Annotated in this window: 16 protein-coding genes; 7 read left to right on the top strand and 9 right to left on the bottom strand. The window is 58.7% G+C overall.

Features of this window, described 5'->3' with window-relative positions; genetic code table 11:
• Positions 1–4: 4 nt before the first annotated feature.
• Positions 5–601: an NUDIX hydrolase gene (locus O5O48_RS09040; protein WP_228245072.1), complete on the bottom strand. Its 597-nt coding sequence runs from the start codon at positions 599–601 to the stop codon at positions 5–7.
• Between the two features lie 188 nt (positions 602–789).
• On the opposite strand from O5O48_RS09040, the gene O5O48_RS09035 reads away from it, so the two are divergent.
• Positions 790–1,341: an NUDIX hydrolase gene (locus O5O48_RS09035; RefSeq protein WP_088273273.1), complete on the top strand. Its 552-nt coding sequence runs from the start codon at positions 790–792 to the stop codon at positions 1,339–1,341.
• On the top strand, positions 1,338–1,832 hold the full coding sequence (locus O5O48_RS09030) for a L,D-transpeptidase family protein (protein WP_269686809.1): 495 nt from the start codon (positions 1,338–1,340) through the stop codon (positions 1,830–1,832). Before O5O48_RS09035 ends, O5O48_RS09030 begins: the two co-directional genes overlap by 4 nt.
• A gap of 7 nt (positions 1,833–1,839) precedes the next feature.
• Here the strand turns inward: O5O48_RS09030 and O5O48_RS09025 are convergent, their stop codons facing one another.
• Positions 1,840–2,166 (bottom strand): Nif3-like dinuclear metal center hexameric protein, encoded by a 327-nt coding sequence (locus tag O5O48_RS09025; RefSeq protein ID WP_088273271.1) that lies wholly within the window; start codon positions 2,164–2,166, stop codon positions 1,840–1,842.
• Between the two features lie 81 nt (positions 2,167–2,247).
• On the opposite strand from O5O48_RS09025, the gene O5O48_RS09020 reads away from it, so the two are divergent.
• A complete protein-coding gene (locus tag O5O48_RS09020) occupies positions 2,248–2,571 on the top strand; it encodes a hypothetical protein (RefSeq protein ID WP_269686808.1) in 324 nt (107 codons plus the stop codon).
• Here the strand turns inward: O5O48_RS09020 and O5O48_RS09015 are convergent.
• On the bottom strand, positions 2,552–3,199 hold the full coding sequence (locus O5O48_RS09015) for a TetR/AcrR family transcriptional regulator (protein ID WP_269686807.1): 648 nt from the start codon (positions 3,197–3,199) through the stop codon (positions 2,552–2,554). The genes O5O48_RS09020 and O5O48_RS09015 overlap by 20 nt on opposite strands.
• Before the next feature lie 75 nt (positions 3,200–3,274).
• On the opposite strand from O5O48_RS09015, the gene O5O48_RS09010 reads away from it, so the two are divergent.
• Positions 3,275–4,381 (top strand): DUF2855 family protein, encoded by a 1,107-nt coding sequence (locus O5O48_RS09010; RefSeq protein WP_269686806.1) that lies wholly within the window; start codon positions 3,275–3,277, stop codon positions 4,379–4,381.
• Between the two features lie 122 nt (positions 4,382–4,503).
• Here the strand turns inward: O5O48_RS09010 and O5O48_RS09005 are convergent, their stop codons facing one another.
• Both O5O48_RS09005 and O5O48_RS09000 read right to left on the bottom strand, forming a co-directional pair.
• Positions 4,504–4,857 (bottom strand): septal ring lytic transglycosylase RlpA family protein, encoded by a 354-nt coding sequence (locus O5O48_RS09005; protein WP_228245344.1) that lies wholly within the window; start codon positions 4,855–4,857, stop codon positions 4,504–4,506.
• Between the two features lie 174 nt (positions 4,858–5,031).
• On the bottom strand, positions 5,032–5,889 hold the full coding sequence (locus O5O48_RS09000) for a DNA ligase (protein ID WP_269686805.1): 858 nt from the start codon (positions 5,887–5,889) through the stop codon (positions 5,032–5,034).
• 190 nt (positions 5,890–6,079) lie between these two features.
• Here O5O48_RS09000 and O5O48_RS08995 point away from each other — a divergent pair, with 190 nt between their 5' ends.
• Together O5O48_RS08995 and O5O48_RS08990 are read left to right on the top strand one after the other, a co-directional pair.
• Positions 6,080–6,517, top strand: a complete 438-nt coding sequence (locus O5O48_RS08995) for a DUF3010 family protein (protein ID WP_228245064.1) — start codon at positions 6,080–6,082, stop codon at positions 6,515–6,517.
• 340 nt (positions 6,518–6,857) lie between these two features.
• Positions 6,858–9,149 carry a bifunctional diguanylate cyclase/phosphodiesterase gene (locus O5O48_RS08990; protein WP_269686804.1) on the top strand — a complete coding sequence of 764 codons (2,292 nt, stop codon included), beginning with the start codon at positions 6,858–6,860 and terminating at the stop codon, positions 9,147–9,149.
• Positions 9,150–9,178: 29 nt separating this feature from the next.
• On the opposite strand, the gene O5O48_RS08985 is transcribed toward O5O48_RS08990, so the two are convergent.
• From O5O48_RS08985 to O5O48_RS08975, 3 genes are all read right to left on the bottom strand, one after another.
• Positions 9,179–9,544 carry a DUF2306 domain-containing protein gene (locus O5O48_RS08985; protein ID WP_269686803.1) on the bottom strand — a complete coding sequence of 122 codons (366 nt, stop codon included), beginning with the start codon at positions 9,542–9,544 and terminating at the stop codon, positions 9,179–9,181.
• A 273-nt stretch (positions 9,545–9,817) separates the two neighbouring features.
• Positions 9,818–10,885, bottom strand: a complete 1,068-nt coding sequence (locus O5O48_RS08980) for a restriction endonuclease (RefSeq protein ID WP_269686802.1) — start codon at positions 10,883–10,885, stop codon at positions 9,818–9,820.
• A 298-nt stretch (positions 10,886–11,183) separates the two neighbouring features.
• Positions 11,184–11,756, bottom strand: coding sequence for a hypothetical protein (locus O5O48_RS08975; protein ID WP_269686801.1), 573 nt, complete (start codon positions 11,754–11,756; stop codon positions 11,184–11,186).
• Between the two features lie 218 nt (positions 11,757–11,974).
• Here O5O48_RS08975 and O5O48_RS08970 point away from each other — a divergent pair, with 218 nt between their 5' ends.
• On the top strand, positions 11,975–12,820 hold the full coding sequence (locus O5O48_RS08970; RefSeq protein WP_269688656.1) for an integron integrase: 846 nt from the start codon (positions 11,975–11,977) through the stop codon (positions 12,818–12,820).
• Positions 12,821–13,051: 231 nt separating this feature from the next.
• Here the strand turns inward: O5O48_RS08970 and purL are convergent, their stop codons facing one another.
• The gene (purL, locus tag O5O48_RS08965) at positions 13,052–16,948 is read right to left on the bottom strand and encodes a phosphoribosylformylglycinamidine synthase (protein ID WP_269688655.1); all 3,897 of its coding nucleotides are present in this window, start codon (positions 16,946–16,948) and stop codon (positions 13,052–13,054) included.
• Between the last annotated feature and the right edge of the window lie 129 nt (positions 16,949–17,077).

Below are 17,077 nucleotides of genomic sequence, written 5' to 3'. Positions count from 1 at the left end.
GCTCCTAATTCTTGTTGTGCCCGTCGTAGGGCGTATGCAAGGTGATACCCGCGTCAAAGCCGGTATTCATCAATTCAACCAGCATCAGCGCCGTCAGCCCCCAGATCTTGAAGCCGTTGAAACGGTAGCTGGGGACGTACCAGCTACGCCCTTCATAGTCGATACGGTGGGTCATTTCGCGCGGATCAGACATAAAGAACTCGACCGGCACGCGAAACACCTCTTCAATTTCACTGGCGTTGGGAATGATCTCGAACTGGTCGGGCACAACCCCGACATAGGGCGTGACCTTGATTCCAAAACGCGAGACCAGCGAGTCCATGGGGCCGACCACATCCACCAGCTCCGGCAGCAGGCCGATTTCCTCATGCGCCTCGCGCAAAGCGGTATAGCACAGGTCCACATCGCCCGGGTCACGCCGTCCGCCGGGGAAGGCAACTTCGCCTGAATGGGTCGACAGGCGCTGCGAACGCAGGGTCAGAATAATTTCCGGCTGCGGTTGCGAGGTGATTGCAATCAGCACACCAGCCTCGGGCAGTCCGGGCGCTGTTATCTGTCGAGGGGTGTGCTGCATCACCCGCATGCGCATTTCGTCTAGCATGCATACATCCTCGTTTATTTCGTCAATGATGGCATGATCACCAGGGCAGAACCAGCCGCACCATGGCGTGAATACCATGCGATAGGTAGCTGATCGACAAGCTGATTTCTCCACCTGCGCTCTTGCCCGCAGGCCGCACGATCAGCAAGATAGAGCCCAATTACCCAGCAGCCAGCCGGAAGCCAGTCATGAAGTTCTGTAGCGAGTGCGGTCAAGGCGTCACCGCACGCGTCCCCGACGGGGACACCCGTTCACGGTTCGTCTGCGACCATTGCCAGACCATCCATTACCAGAACCCGCGCATCGTCGCCGGCTGTCTCGCGGTGCACGGCCAGCAGGTACTGCTCTGTCGCCGCGCCATCGAGCCGCGTCGCGGTTTCTGGACCCTGCCCGCAGGCTTCATGGAAAACGGCGAAACCACCGAAGAGGCAGCCCTGCGCGAAACCTGGGAAGAGGCCCGCGCCAGACTTCAGCAACAAGAGTTGTATATGCTGTTCAACCTGCCGCATATCAATCAGGTCTACATGTTCTTCCGCGGCGAGCTGGCCGATCTGGAGTTCAGCGCCGGCGAAGAAAGCCTGGAAGTGCGCCTGTTCCACGAGCACGAGATTCCCTGGGACGAACTGGCCTTTCCGACCGTGGGCAAGACCCTCAAGCAGTACTTCCTTGACCGCCAGGAGCAGGCCTTTCCGGTACGCATCCGCGACATCCTCTACCGCCCGGGACAGCACCGCCGATGAAGCTGAGCACCCTGTTCCTCGGCTGCATTCTGCTGGCTGCCTCCTGCGCCTGGGCCGGCCAGCCACCGATCGACCGGATACTGATCAGGAAGGCCGAGCGCAGCCTGCAGATCATCAGCGACGGCCGCGTGCTGCATGAATACCACATCTCCCTTGGCCGCCAGCCGGTGGGCCCCAAGCGCCAGCAGGGCGACCAGCGCACGCCGGAGGGCATCTATACGATCGACTGGCGCCACGAGAGCCCGCAATACAATCTCAGCCTGCACCTGGACTACCCCAACCTCAAGGACCGCATGGCAGCCTTTGAGGCCGGTATAGACGACCCCGGCAGCATGATCATGATTCATGGCACGCCAATCGACGAGCAATACCCGGAGTGGTTCTTCAAGGGCCTGGACTGGACCAACGGCTGCATCGCCCTCGGCAACGCTGAAATGCGCGAACTATGGGAGCTGGTGCCCGACGGTACGCTGGTCGAGATCGTGCCCTGAACAGCAACTAGCGCCGCTGCATCAGATGGGCCTCCAGACGCCAGACGTCAAACGCCGGCTCCTCGTAGGGGTGAGCCTGGCGCAGCGCCTCGATGACCGCCTCGATACAATCACCGGCGCACAGGGTTTCCACGCGGTACTCTGATACCTGCTCAACGACGCCGGTCTGGCCGAGATAGGGCTCACTTCCCGCAAGCGGCCTGAACTGCCCCTGCCCCAGCACCTGCCAGCTGCAGCTGTCATAATTGCCAAGCCGGCCGGCACCCGCGGCAAAGACTGCCTGCTTGACCTGCTCGACATGGCTGGCAGGCACAAAGAAACATAACTTGTACATGCTATTGTCCTCTAGCACCCGGCCATCAAATAGTGGCACATTAGAATCACAAAAAAGTCCGCCAACAAGGATCACGACGCCATGACAATCGACAGCAACCGCCTGCTGCTTGAGCTGGAAAAGCAGCGCCGCGAAGTCAACCGCAATATCATCAACCCGGCTATTCCGCAGCTCAGTCTGGATGCGCTGACCCCCATGCTCAACATGGTCGCCCAGGCCCGCAAGGACTATCTGTGCGGCCTGCTTGATATCGCAGGCAAAGCCGGCGGATGCGCGCCTTCCGATGAGCAGGTTGAGAGGCTGCGCAAACTCCGGCTGACCTACGAAGAGCTGGTCAGCGCCGCCAACGCACTGGAAACCGCCATCCAGCGCGACTATCTGGACGTCATTCCGAGCCGGCGCTGAGCGATGCCAGCGCCAGCAGGCACACCTGTTCCTGCTCGGCGACCAGCTCCGCCAGCCGCTCACCCGGCAACTGCGTCAACAGGGCATAGCGCCGAGCGCCCCAGACCATCAGATGCAGCGCCTCAAGGCGTGACACCGAAGGCTTGACCGGCAGGTCCGGGCAGGCCTCCAGCACCCGCTGCCAGATATTCATCAACTCGGCATAGGCACGCTGCTGGTGCTTCTGCTCGGCAATCACCGGCTCCAGCTCCAGCATCTGCGGATGAAACCAGGCCGCCTCACCAGCCACGCCGCCAAGCAATCGCACCAGCCGACCGACACGCTCCTGCCACACCAGCCCGACGGGCTCGATGGCCTGCTGCTCAATTGCCTGCAACAGGCGCTCGATGCAGTGGCGCACATACCCCGAGTGCAGCGCCTGCTTGCTGGGAAAGTAATCGTACAGGGTGCCCACCGCGACCCCGGCCTCCAGCGCCACCGCGCGGGTCGTCACGCGCTCCCAGCCATCGCGCTGCCAAATCCGAACATAGGTATCGAAAATCGCCTGCACCGTCATCTTGGCGCGCCCCTGGGTCGGGCGCTTGAGCGGCTTGTTGCGAGACTGAGCGGGGCTGTTCTTGCTGGTCATGGAATCCGAACCCGGTAAACACGCTGACAGGCTACAGTCATCCTACTGTCGAATCACCCCTTTTCAGGAGCGCCCATGACTGTGATCAGCCAACTGCAAAATAACAAGAAGGACCTTAATCAGGTTCGCGTCGTCACCCAGCCGATGCCGGAGCTGAAGCCGGGCGAAGCACTGCTGCGCATCAGCCGCCTGGCGCTGACCACCAACAACATTACCTACGCCGCCTTCGGCGAAACCCCGCACCTGCGCTACTGGGACTTTTTCCCCACCGGTGCGGCCGAGTGGTTCCACATGCCGGCCTGGGGCTTTGCCGAGATCGTCGAGAGTACAGTTGAGGGTCTGGCGGTGGGTGAACGCTTCTACGGCTACTGGCCGATTGCGTCGCACGTGGTCATGAATCCGGTACGTGTTTCCGAACGCGGCTTTTACGACGGCATCCCGCACCGTCTGGAGCTGACGTCGGCCTATAACCAGTACCAGCGCATCAGCACCGATGCCGCCTACCGCGCCGCTGATGAGAACTATCAGATGCTGCTGCGCCCGCTGTTTATCACCTCGTTCATGCTGGCCGACTTCCTGGAAGACAACAACTTCTTCGGCGCCCGCCAGATCATCGTCTCCAGCGCCTCCAGCAAGACCGCCTACGGCACCGCCTTCTGCCTGGAGCAGAACGACAGCGTGGCGCTGATTGGCCTGACCTCCGGCGGCAACACCGACTTCGTCGCCCAGCTCGGCTGCTACCAGCAGGCTGTCGCCTACGAAGACGTTGAACAACTCGATGCCAGCATCCCCACGCTGTATGTCGACTTCTCAGGCAACGTGGCGCTGCGCAACCGCATTCACGAGCACTTCAAGGACAGCCTGGTCTACGACTGCTACGCAGGATCAGCACAGAACCACGAACACCTCAGCGCCGCCGAAACGCCTGTGCACGGCCCCGCACCGCAGCCGTACTTTGCGCCCTACCAGATCAAGAAGCGTAACGCCGACTGGGGCGCGGCAGAAGTGACCCGCCGCTTCAACGCCGCCCAGCTGGCGTTTATCGAGCGAGTACAGAACCCGTCTGCACCGTGGCTGAACGTCATCGAGCACGCCGGTCTGGAGCAGGCAAAGACACTGGTAGAGGATCTGGTCGGCGGGCGTATCGATCCCAAGGATGGCCACGCAGTCGTCCTCGACTAAGCCAGCGACCCGGCCAGGGCGTCGTGCACCTGCCGCCCCCATTGCGGACGCGACCTGTCGCGTCCCTGCACATGCCCCACCCACGCCCGCTGCAGAGCTAGGGCATCCCGAGGCCGGACGGCCTAGCGTGGAGGCAGGCTCAGCACGACCACTTTCACCGGCAACAGCCCGCTCGACACCTGGCCGATGCGGGTAAACGCCGACTTCGACAGGTCAATCACCCGGCCACGAACGAAGGGGCCTCGGTCATTGATGCGCACCACAACCGATCGGCCGTTATCCAGATTGGTCACCTGCACCCGGGTGCCGAAGGGTAAGGTGCGATGGGCTGCGGTCAGCGCATCGTGACGATAGCGCTCGCCATTGGCGGTCTTGCGCTGCTCGAACTTGTCCGCGTAATAAGACGCCTGCCCGGTCTCGGCCGCGCCTCCGAGCTTGCCGCCGCCCAGATGACTGCAACCGGCCAGCGCCAGCATAATCAGACCCAGAAACAGAACACGTCCGTTCAATACGACACACCTTTTGCAATACGAAGCCAGTACCTCCGGGGCGGAGGCGGTGGTCGGATAGACCGCGCTATCAGCGTCGGGTTCACGGCAAGAGCATGCGCCCGATAACCAGCACTGACGTGCGCACGGCATCACACCCGGTCAGGGGGTTGCGGCAGGCTCATTCAACCCGGCATCCGTCCTGACCCGCAGAAAGCGGGCAAAACGCGGCAGACCGCCAGAGGTCAGGCCATTAAAGCGATAGGTCACCAGCGTACCAATGGCCGGTGGAGACTGGCGCTGCGCATCACTCAGGCCGCTACCCAGCCGAAATCGCCGCCCGGCCCCATCTTCGACCAGCAGAGCGCCCACCTGCCCCCGGTATTTGCCGAGGCCAGCGGTATAACCGACAACCCGTGCCTCGGCATCCTCGAACGGCTTGTATTTGAGCAACAACGGATGACGCCCGGCGCGGTAGCGCGCGCTGGCGTGGTGGAGCATCAACCCCTCGCCGCCACCAGCCACCGTACGCTCAAGCAGCGCATCCAGTTCGTCGGCGCTTCCCAGCCGCTGCTGCGCCACCGGCTGCAGTGAAGCGAGCTGCAAACCGGCCAGCTCGCGCATCGCCAGCACCCGGGCGCTGAAGTCACCGCCGTGCTCGGGCAGGTCAAACACCATAAAGCGCACCCCCTGCCAGTCAGCGACGCTCGCCTGCTGGCGGCGAGCCAGTGCACTGACCTCATCAAACCGCCCACGTCCGAGCCACAACTCACCATCCATCGGCAGTACCGGCCAACCGAGGATGAACTCCGCCGGCGCATTGATGCGGTAACCGCCACGACTCAGCAACTGCCGACCGTCCCAGCGCGCGCGAACGCCGTCGAGCTTCTCGCTGACCCAGTAGTCCGCAACCGTCCCTTCACCACGATAAACCTCGGCCAGCATCAAACCGCTGTCGGCGCTCGCCGGCAGGTGCAGCAAGGCACAAAAGAGCAACGCTCGGCGTATCCATATGCGCACAGAAACCTCCCTGTTCGGGCCAAGGCCAGCAGCGCGCCAGCGCCGAGATCGATCAAAGCGCCCCAGCCTAATGGCATCGATGCAGCGGGCAAGGACTCTAAGAATAGTGTGGGAACCGGCTCACACCTGCACGCGCAGTCGGGACTGTCACTGCGCTATACTGCGCCGAACGAACGGGATTGGATTTTTTATGAAAGTGTGTGGTGTTGACCTCAACAGTAACGATGCCAATGTCTGCCTGCTGGCACTCGATGACGAGCTGTTCCAGCTGCCTGATTTCCGCGCACGCCGGATCAGCCTGACCGACAGCAACAGCACCGGCGCGCTGCGCCATTTTCAGCAGACCTTTGCCAAGCTGATGCACGACTACAAGGTCGACAAGGTCGTTATCCGCCAGCGGCCGATGAAGGGCAAGTTTGCCGGCGGTGCCGTGGGCTTCAAACTGGAAGCCGCGATCGAGCTGATTGCCGATCTGGACGTGGTGATCATGTCACCAACCGATATCAAGGAGTCGATCAAGCGCAACCCCATTCCGGTCCTGTTCTCTGAAACCGGGCTGAAGGCCTATCAGGAACCCGCCTTCAACACCGCATTCGCCTATCTGATGAAAGACAAGTTCGCCAACTGACAGCACCGCGGTCAGCCACCAGATCGCGCCCCCCCGCCCGAATGAGACTATTCGGGCTGCCTGCCAACCCCGCCTCTCCCCCAGCCCGACCAGCCCCCATTGCCAGTCGCACGCCAACATGGCCTAATGCCATTTGGCGGTAAAGACCATAAAAAAGATGTGGCATTGCACGCGGCGACAGGCGCGTATATCGCTGTCCACCCGGAAGCGAGCTCTGCCTATAAATTAACTAGTATTGAAGTTATCCACAGCCTGAACGCCGTATGGCGCCTATGCTGGGAGCATCCGTACCATCACGTCGTCACCGAGCAACACGCCGCCCAATACAAAGAGAAGCTGAATGGGATTCAGACCGCTGTCTATCAGGCGCAACATCTGGCTGCTCTATAAGCTGCTGTGTGCTACTGCGGTCATTGCGCTGGCCGGCCTCACGTATGTCCACTGGCAGTATCTGACTGCGCAGACCGAGGCCTCCCAACGCAGCCTGGTCAAGCAGTGGTTCGGCAGCTTTTCATCGCTGCTGGAGCAGCAGGAAACCATCATCACCCTGATTGGTCAGGACATCCTCCTACGCCAGCGTGCAGGCAGCGCCGATATCCGATCCGAGCTGGACCGGCTGATGAATATCAATCCGGCTTTTTTTGCCGGCTTCGCCCTGGTATCCAGAGACGGTACGGTGCTGGACACAACCTCCAATCTGGTCAGGCCCGACCCGCCAAACCTGCTGCAACAGCCCGAATCGAAAGACTCCTTCGTATACGCCATCGAAAGCGACAAAATGGTCCTCGGGCGAACCTACAACGCTCCCAGACTGGTAATCCCGGCCAGAAAGGCCATTCGCGATACTGACGGGAAGTTGCTGGGCATCATGACCGGCGCACTGAAAATCCAGGCGGACAGCGGTCATTTCGCCCATGCGGCCGTCCTCGGTCCACATAACCGCATCACCATTCTTCGCACCCGTGATCGCTATATCCAGTACGCGACTAACGGGGAGCTGATCGCTGACTTCTTCGTCCAGCCCCTGCCGGAAACGCAGTATCGGCAGCTCATGCAGGCCCTTCAACAGGGCCAGCGCGAACCTGAGCATCCCTCAGAGCGTCAGGCCACCATCACCTTCAGATGGGATACCAATTCGGACAGAGAGCACGTCCGTGGCGTCGCACTCTACAACCCCCGGTACGAATTCTGGCTGCTGTCTGAAGTTGAAGAAGGCTATCTGATCAATCAATTCCTCAAGACTGCAACGCTTTATATTGCGTTGGCCGCGGCGTTTCTGATCAGCATGTTCTACCTGTTTCGCTTTATCGACCGGGAGCAGCAACACCGCCGCCAGCAGCTGCAATATCAGGCCGATCACGACACCCTGACCGGCCTGCCCAATCGCAACTTTCTGCTGGAGGCCTTTGACCAGTGGCAGACAGGAAAACAGAACTTCTCACTGCTGTTCATCGACCTCGACCACTTCAAGGGCATCAACGACCATTTCGGCCACAGCATTGGTGATCAGATCCTGGTAGAGCTGGCACGCCGCTTCGAGCAGGCCCTGCGTGAAGACACCCTGCTGGTGCGGCACGGCGGTGACGAGTTTGTGCTGTTGATTGCCACCCATGCCGACAGTACCGCCGCCGAGGAGCGGGTTGGCCGGCAAATTAACGCCATTTGCGCCAATATTGCCTTCTCCAATATGACCTTCTCCCCCGGCTGCAGTATCGGTGTGGCGCGCTACCCGGAGCATGGCACCACCCTCGACGAGCTGCTGCGCGCGGCGGATGTGGCCATGTATGAGGCCAAGAAGGAGCGCAACACCCTGCGCTTCTTCCGTACCGATCTGGAAGAGCAATACCTGTACCGGGTCAGGATCGAACAACATCTGCGTGGCGCCGAAACCCGCGGCGAGATCTTCCTGGTCTATCAGCCTCAGGTTGACCAGCATGGCCGCATGTATGGAGTGGAAGCACTGGTACGCTGGCAAAGCCCGGTTCTGGGCAGTGTGCCGCCGGACGCCTTCATCCCGATTGCCGAGCACTCTGGGCTGATCACCACCCTTGGTTACCACATCATTGACCGGGCGCTGGCCGACATCGCAGGGCTGCAACAGCAAACCGGCAAGACCTTCAGCCTGTCGATCAACGTCTCCGCCCGGCAGTTGATGGAAAACGGCTTTATCGATCAGCTGCTGGAACGGATCGACAGCAGCCTGCTGGGCTTTGAGCAGATATGTATCGAAGTCACGGAAAATCTACTGATTGAAGACATCGAGCAGATCCACCACGTCCTGACCCGCGCCAAGGACGCCGGCGTGCGGATGTCACTCGATGACTTTGGTACCGGCTATTCCTCGCTGAGCACCCTGCGCTCGCTGCCGTTTCACGAGGTCAAGATCGACAAAAGCTTTGTCGATCACGTCACCGACGACAAGACCGCCCTGGCCATGGTGCAGAACATCATTGCCATCGGCCAGAACTACGGCATGACCGTGCTGGCAGAAGGCGTTGAAACCGAGGAGCAGCTGCAGTGCCTGATCACCTGCGGCTGCGACCATTTCCAGGGCTACCTGTTCGCCAGACCACTCGCTCTCGACGACCTGCGCGCCTGCATCGCAAGGGAAAGCCTGTCGCCAACGCAGTGAGCCGGCGCTAGTCGGCGAAGGCTCACAGATCAACCGACCAGCCACTGATAAATCAGCCGCCCCGGCGCCAATGCACCCAGCCCGGCTCCGATAACGCCGATAAAGGCACCGACCGCAAAGGCGCGGTGCCGCCTGATATGGCCGGCTCGGGCCGAATACACCGAGACAGCCACACACACCAGCACCCAGACCGACAGCAGATGGATAGGGCTGTAACCATGGAACACATCCATAAAGCCGGTCAGCCAGAACGAAGACACGGCCACAATCACCATCGCCGTCATCCACGACCAGCCCACAACCCTATGCAACCGCGTCCCCTTGCGGGTCAGCAACTGAAAGCCCCCGGCGAGCAACGCCCAGAGTGCAGCAACAAGATGAAGCGTAACGGCCATGGTGCACCCGCGCGCTAAGGTGGATAAATTCACCAGCCGGTGGGGCGGGTGTCAGATAAGTAGGTGATATGTATAAATTTTGAACGACAAATTGTCTGTATAACGCCGCATTCAGCGGCTTGTCCGATGGAATGCCTTGTTAGAGCGGTGCCTTGTGCAAAAAAAATCGCTGTTTCTATTGTTTTTTCATATTTCGATGTACTGAAAGTCTGTTGCCGTTTCAAATATGACTACCAACATGATGACATCCCCACACTCCATAAAGAAGTAAGATCAGATCAACTTCTTTACAATCAAAACTTCAAGCTCGGGTATATCCGACTTTCTTATCACAATGACCTTGAGCTTTTCAGCCACCACTTCTGCCTGCCGTGTGATATTTGTTTCAGTAAGCAATATTGCAAAATCTGCATCATAATAACCCTTCGCAGATATTACTTCTTGGATAGCTGTCGTGCCAACATTGCCGCTCCAGTTTTTACATTGCACAGCAACCTTCAGGCCCCGCTTAGTAGCTATAATATCAGCCCCAGCGTCTCCACTTTTAGGGGTTTCCAAAGCTGTCCACCCACTCTCTCTAAACAGGCCTATGCACTCATCCTCATACCCCACCCCTTTTTGATAATTTGACTTCTCTAGATCTCTTATAGAATGATTATCATCAGCAGCATCAACCTCGCTCACCAACATATCTATAATGCTATTTGAAATTAGTTTATTAAAAACAAATAAATCCTTTTCCTCCGAAAAGATGCCAAGACTTAATAGCAAATTAGAAGAATAACTGTCTTTCTCCTTATCCCAAGAATCAGTATTTGCAAACCCATAAGAATCCGACTTAACTAACAGCTTTTTCTTTTCATAGAGAACATGCTTGTGCTTTAAGGCATACTCAATTACAACCGAGATAATGTCTTCATTTATATTAACTCCGCCCATCTCCCTCCAGTTATTGAGAATAAAGACCACTATATTGAATGCAAAAAGCTCTTTAAAAGGAGCCCCATCAGAATCACTGGTCAAGTAATGGTACTCAAGATTCCAGCCAATAATGTCCAGCACCATTTCTTTATACTTCGACGAGTTTACTTCACCAGCCAGACCGATCAGCACACCCTCAAATAAGCCTATAATTTCGATAATATCGACCGTAACGCCATCAACATAATAGATATACCCATCATTATCACCATCTTTAAAAAAGGTATTAAGCGTTCCCAGTAGGGCATCAAGATTACAGCTCGGAAAAATATCAGCAACAGTCGCTTCTAACTCCGCAACCCTATTCCTCAACCGTTTATGGTTATCCATTTTTTTATCTAATTCTAATTGACCCAACATCAGATTACCCTTTATCCAAACGCCTATATTTTCATTTGGAGTTTTTCAAGCTAAACCCCAACCCACCATCGACCTTCCGTGTCATTAAATAATAAACCCAAACACTTTCCAGGTGTCTTTTAAGTTGAAATTACTTTCAATAAAAACGGTACACCTCGTTGAAACTGCCGCTATAGCGCTGACGATAATTATTACAACTTCTTAATTTTCATTTCGGCCACAGCGTGCCTCTTGCTCTAACGCCCGCAACACCGGCAAACCGAAGCGCAGCGTAGGTTTGTCCGCGTGCTTGCGCTTGTTAAAGGGATTTTGTAAACCATTCTTTGTCCAAAGAGCGCAGGGTCAAACCATTTCTTTTTTGCAGTTCAGCCCGGCACGCTTTTATCAGGTCTCCGTAGTGCTGGGCGATATCTTTAACTTGCTTTTGATTATCGTACTCAACCTTAATGCACGCACCATTTAGTATTCGCCGATCAAGAACTGGGATAAGGTTCATAAAGTGCGCTGACAACAACGCTGAAGCGTATGAAGCGCCGAAACCCCTTATTTTGGTAGTATTCAACTTTGTTAAATCAGTAACTTTTTTACATAGGCTAATGAGTTCAACTGTTTCTTGCTCATCTAGCTGAGCAAGTGTTTTGCCATTGAACTTTTTACCGATATCAGAAAGCACCGCCTCATAACTCTTCAATTTACTGCCTAGTGTCGCCTCAGGCTCAGTAATAGAAGCATTGCCGCCTTTAAAATTACTTACATGCAACAAATCAACAATACTTAACGAGAGTCGTAGAGGCTTATTTGAGATAAACGTTTGATAATGCGTCATCGCATGATCAAGCATTTCCCATGTTGTATTTGGATTTCGCGCCATAATTCGATAAGCCCTTTAACAGTTGAGTGGACCGACGGCTTTATGACTGCATATTCGTGACTTCTTCATAACAACGTCTCGCCCAGGTTATCAAACAACTAAAAATTCTCTTTAAAACAATTGGTTAGATTGTTGTCGCCGCATACCATCTGTATTCGCTTGACTTCCTCTTTTTGCGCAACCAATAATACTGTACAAACATACAGCATGGATGCGATATGGACACCACACCAGCCAAACCGCGGCTGCGCGAACAGTTTCGTAACGTCATCAGGGTGAATCACTACAGCATTCGCACCGAGAAGACCTATTGGTACTGGATACGCTACTTCCTGCGTTATCACCAGATGCGTCACCCTCTGGAAATGGGGCCTGCCGAGGTCAGCGCTTTTTTGACCTGGCTGGCTGTCAGCCGGCATGTGGCTGCCGCTACGCAGAATCAGGCACTTAATGCTCTGGTGTTTCTTTACGGGAAGGTGCTTGATCGGCCACTGGGTGATATCGGTGACACAGTGCGGGCGAAGCGCCCTGCACGTATCCCGACAGTGCTGACGCACGGTGAAACAACCCAGATCATCGCCCTGCTGCAGGAGCCTCACAAGCTGATCGCGTCGCTGATGTACGGTTCGGGGCTGCGTGTTGTTGAAGCCTGTCGGCTGCGTATCAAAGACATCGACTTCGACCGCCAGATCATCACGGTGCGCAGCGGCAAAGGGGACAAGGACCGCACGACGCTGCTGCCGACGTCGCTGATTGAGCCACTGTGTGCACGCAGAGCGCGCATCCAGCGTGCCTGGCGCAAGCAGGATGCGTTTTACCAGTGCGATGCCAGCCTGCCCTGCGCGCTGCGGCGTAAATACCCTAACGCGGCGCGGTCGCTTGAGTGGCAGTGGCTGTTCCCCTCGCAGGGGTTGTGTGCTGACGATGAGGGCAACATCGTGCGGCACCATCTGCATGTCAATGCGGTGCAGACGCTGCTGGGGCATGCCGATGTGCGTACTACGCAGATTTATACCCATGTCCTTGGTAATGCCTTTGCCGGGGTGCAAAGTCCGCTCGGGTAGGCCTTTGGCTTAGCCGGGCAATCCGTTTCCTGCTTCAAGACTATTGCAGGGCGTAATGGGCTGTCTATCCCCCGAAACGCTGCGCGGCCGTCAGACCGCGCTCGGGCGCGGCATTCAGCGCCCCTGCGGTAAGGCACAGGTTTAGCTGGCCGCAGTCACAACGGCAAAACAACTCTGTTTAAACGAACAACCCCGGCACGAGGCCGGGGCTGTTGATAGTGCAGCGGTCGTTTAGCCGACCCACACACGGGCGTTGCGGAACATGCGCATCCAGCCGCCATCCTCGCTCCAGTCATCCGGATGCCAGGAGTTCTGCACCGCGCGGAACACGCGTTCGGGGTGCGGCATCATGATGGTGACGCGACCGTCGCGGGTGGTCAGGCCGGTGATGCCGCGCGGCGAGCCGTTCGGGTTGGCCGGGTAGCGCTCGGTCATGCGGCCACGGTTGTCGACGTAGCGCAGGGCAACCGCGTTGGCGGCTTCACAGGCATCAACGGCGGCGCTGCTGGCGAACTCGGCGTGACCTTCACCGTGGGCGATGGCAATCGGCAGGCGGCTGCCAACCATGCCACTGAGGAAGATCGACGGCGAGGGCTGGACTTCAACCATGGCAACCCGCGCCTCGAACTGCTCGGAACGGTTGCGCACAAAGCGCGGCCAGTGGTCGCTGCCCGGGATCAGCTCACGCAGGTTGGAGAGCATCTGGCAGCCGTTGCACACGCCAAGGGCGAAGGTGTCCGGGCGGGCAAAGAACGCGGTGAAGGCTTCACGGGCGATGCTGTTGAACAGAATCGACTTGGCCCAGCCCTCGCCGGCGCCGAGAACGTCGCCGTAGGAGAAGCCGCCGCAGGCGACCAGACCGCGGAAGTCGGTCAGGTCAACGCGGCCGCTGAGGATGTCGCTCATGTGCACGTCGACCGCGCTGAAACCGGCGCGATTGAAGGCTGCCGCCATCTCGACCTGACCATTGACACCCTGCTCGCGCAGAATGGCGACACGCGGGCGCACCCCATTGCTGATGAGCGGTGCGGCAACGTCGTCGTTGATGTCGAAGCTGAGCAGCGCGTGCAGACCCGGGTTGGCGTCGTCGGCGATGTTCTCGAATTCCTGATCGGCGCACTCGGCGTTTTCACGCAGGCGCTGAATCTGCCAGCTGGTTTCGCTCCAGGCCTGTTGCCAGACCGCACGGGTGTTCTCCAGCACCGGCTTGCCATTGAACTCGAAGCGAATGCTCTGCTCGCTGCTCGGTTGGCCGATCACTGCGCTGCAATCGCCCAGACCGGCTGCCGACAGCTGCGCCAATACTTCTTCGGTGTCGTCCTGAGAGACCTGAATGACTGCACCCAGCTCTTCGTTGAACAGCACCTCGGCCAGCGCGCTAGCGTCCTGCGCCAGTACGTCGAGGTTAATGTTCAAGCCGCAGCGGGCAGCAAACGCCATCTCGGTCAGAGTCGCAAACAGGCCACCATCGGAACGGTCGTGGTAGGCAAGCAGCAGCTCGTCCTGGTTCAGGCCCTGGACCACGGCAAAGAAGGCCTTGAGGTCTTCGGCGTCGTCCAGATCCGGTACCTGCTGGCCGATTTTGTTGTAGACCTGCGCCAGTGCAGAACCGCCCAAGCGGTTCTGACCACGACCCAGATCAATCAGGATCAGGTCGGTAGCGCCGTGATCCAGACGCAGTTGCGGGGTCAGGGTGGCGCGCACGTCCTGTACCGGGGCAAAACCGGTAACGATCAGCGACAGCGGCGAGGTAACCGACTTCTCCTTGCCGGCTTCATCCCAGCGGGTCTTCATGGACATGGAGTCCTTGCCGACCGGAATGGTGATGCCCAGCTCGGGGCACAGCTCCATGCCGACTGCCTTGACGGTGTCGTACAGGCGCGCGTCTTCACCCGGGTGACCGGCAGCAGACATCCAGTTGGCCGACAGTTTGATGTCGGACAGCTTGGCGATACGCGCGGCAGCCAGGTTGGTCACGGTCTCGGCAACCGCCATGCGCCCGGAGGCCGGGGCGTTGAGCAGCGCCAGCGGCGTGCGCTCACCCATGGCCATGGCTTCACCGGTGTTGACGTCGAAGCTGGTGGAGGTGACGGCACAGTCAGCCACCGGCACCTGCCAGGGGCCGACCATCTGGTCGCGGGTGACCATACCGGTGATGCTGCGGTCGCCGATGGTGATCAGGAACTGTTTGCTGGCCACAGCCGGCAGGCGCAGTACGCGCTCGGCGGCATCGCTCAGGTTCAGCTCGTTGGCGCTGAAGTCGTCGCCCTGCTCGGCTTCGCGCTCGACGCTGCGGTGCATGCGCGGCGGCTTGCCGAGCAGAACCGAGAGCGGCATATCGACCGGCTGGTTGTCGAAGTGGCTGTCGTTGAGCAGCAGCAGTTGCTCTTCAGTCGCTTCACCAACCACGGCGAAGGGGCAACGCTCACGCTGGCAGATGGCTTCGAAACGCTCGAAATCGGCGTTCGGCACGGCCATCACGTAGCGTTCCTGGGATTCGTTGGACCAGATTTCCAGCGGGCTCATGCCCGGCTCGTCGTTCGGTACATTGCGCAGCTCGAAGCGACCGCCGCGGCCACCGTCGTTGACCAGTTCCGGGAAGGCGTTGGACAAACCACCCGCGCCCACGTCGTGGATAAAGGCGATCGGATTCTTGTCGCCCAGCTGCCAGCAGCGGTCGATGACTTCTTGACAGCGGCGCTCCATTTCCGGGTTCTCACGCTGTACGGAGGCAAAGTCCAGGTCCTCGGCGCTGGCACCGGTAGCCATGGAAGATGCCGCGCCGCCGCCCAGACCGATCAGCATCGCCGGGCCACCGAGCACGATCAGCTTGGCGCCAACCGGAATGTCGGACTTCTCGACGTGGGTCGCACGAATGTTGCCCATGCCGCCAGCGATCATGATCGGCTTGTGGTAGCCACGGGTTTCCGGGCCACGGGGCGAGTCGATGGTGGTCTCGAAGGTACGGAAGTAACCGTTCAGGTTCGGACGACCGAATTCGTTGTTGAACGCAGCGCCGCCGAGCGGGCCTTCGATCATGATCTGCAGCGGCGTCACGATGCGCGAGGGCTTGCCGTTGTCTTCTTCCCACGGCTGAACAAAGCCCGGGATACGCAGGTTGGACACGGTAAAGCCGGTCAGGCCGGCCTTCGGCTTGCCGCCGATACCGGTAGCACCTTCGTCACGAATCTCGCCACCGGAACCGGTAGACGCGCCCGGGAACGGGGCAATCGCGGTCGGGTGGTTGTGGGTCTCCACCTTCATCAGGATGTGTACAGGCTCTTCGTGAGCGCGGTACTCATTACTGCCCGGCACCGGGAAGAAACGGCCAGCGGTGAAACCTTCGATTACCGCGGCGTTGTCCTTATAGGCAGACAGCACGCCTTCGCTGTGCATCTGATAGGTGTTCTTGATCATGCCGAACAGGCTCTTGTCCTGCGCCTGACCGTCGATATCCCAGCTGGCATTGAAGATCTTGTGACGGCAGTGCTCGGAGTTGGCCTGGGCGAACATCATCAGCTCGACGTCGCTCGGGTTGCGACCAAGGCCGGTGAAGCTCTCGACCAGATAGTCGATCTCGTCTTCGGCCAGTGCCAGACCCAGGCTGCTGTTGGCTTCAACCAGGGCGGCACGGCCACCGGCCAGAATGTCGACACGCTGGAACGGCTTGGGCTCGGTGTGGGCAAACAGCGGCGCAGCGGCCTGCAGATCGTCCAGCGCCAGCTCGGTCATGCGGTCGTGCAGCTCGGCTTTCAGCGTCGTGCGGTCATCGGCAGACAGCTGGCCAGTGACGTAATAGGCGATACCGCGCTCCAGACGCAGCACCTGACTCAGACCGCAGTTGCGGGCGATATCGGTCGCCTTGCTGGACCAGGGAGAGATAGTGCCAAAACGCGGCACTACCAGCACCAGCTCGCCGGCCGGCTCTTCAACCGGCACGGACGGACCGTAGCGCAGCAGACGATCAAGCACCTGCGCGGATTGCTCGTCCAGCTCGCTGCTCAGCTCGGCGAAATGCATGAACTCGGCGTAAACCCCGGTCACTCCGGCAAGGCGGCCTTGCAGCCTGGCGAGCAACTTGGTACGACGAAAATCGGAAAGGGCTGGGGCTCCACGCAGGATATGCATGTCGGTATCGGCCTCGGGATGCGAACAGTGGGAAAAAAGAGGCGCATAGGATACCCCAAGCGGGCCGGTTGGGCCATGCCGTGCGCAGCAGGCCGACCAGCCGTGCCGATTGCACTGGCGACTATTGCC

It is taken from the genome of Halopseudomonas sp. MFKK-1, assembly GCF_027474385.1.
In the GTDB taxonomy this organism is placed as follows: Bacteria; Pseudomonadota; Gammaproteobacteria; order Pseudomonadales; family Pseudomonadaceae; genus Halopseudomonas; species Halopseudomonas aestusnigri.
Note: the sequence above shows the minus strand (reverse complement) of the source record. Positions and strands in the feature narration are given on the sequence as shown.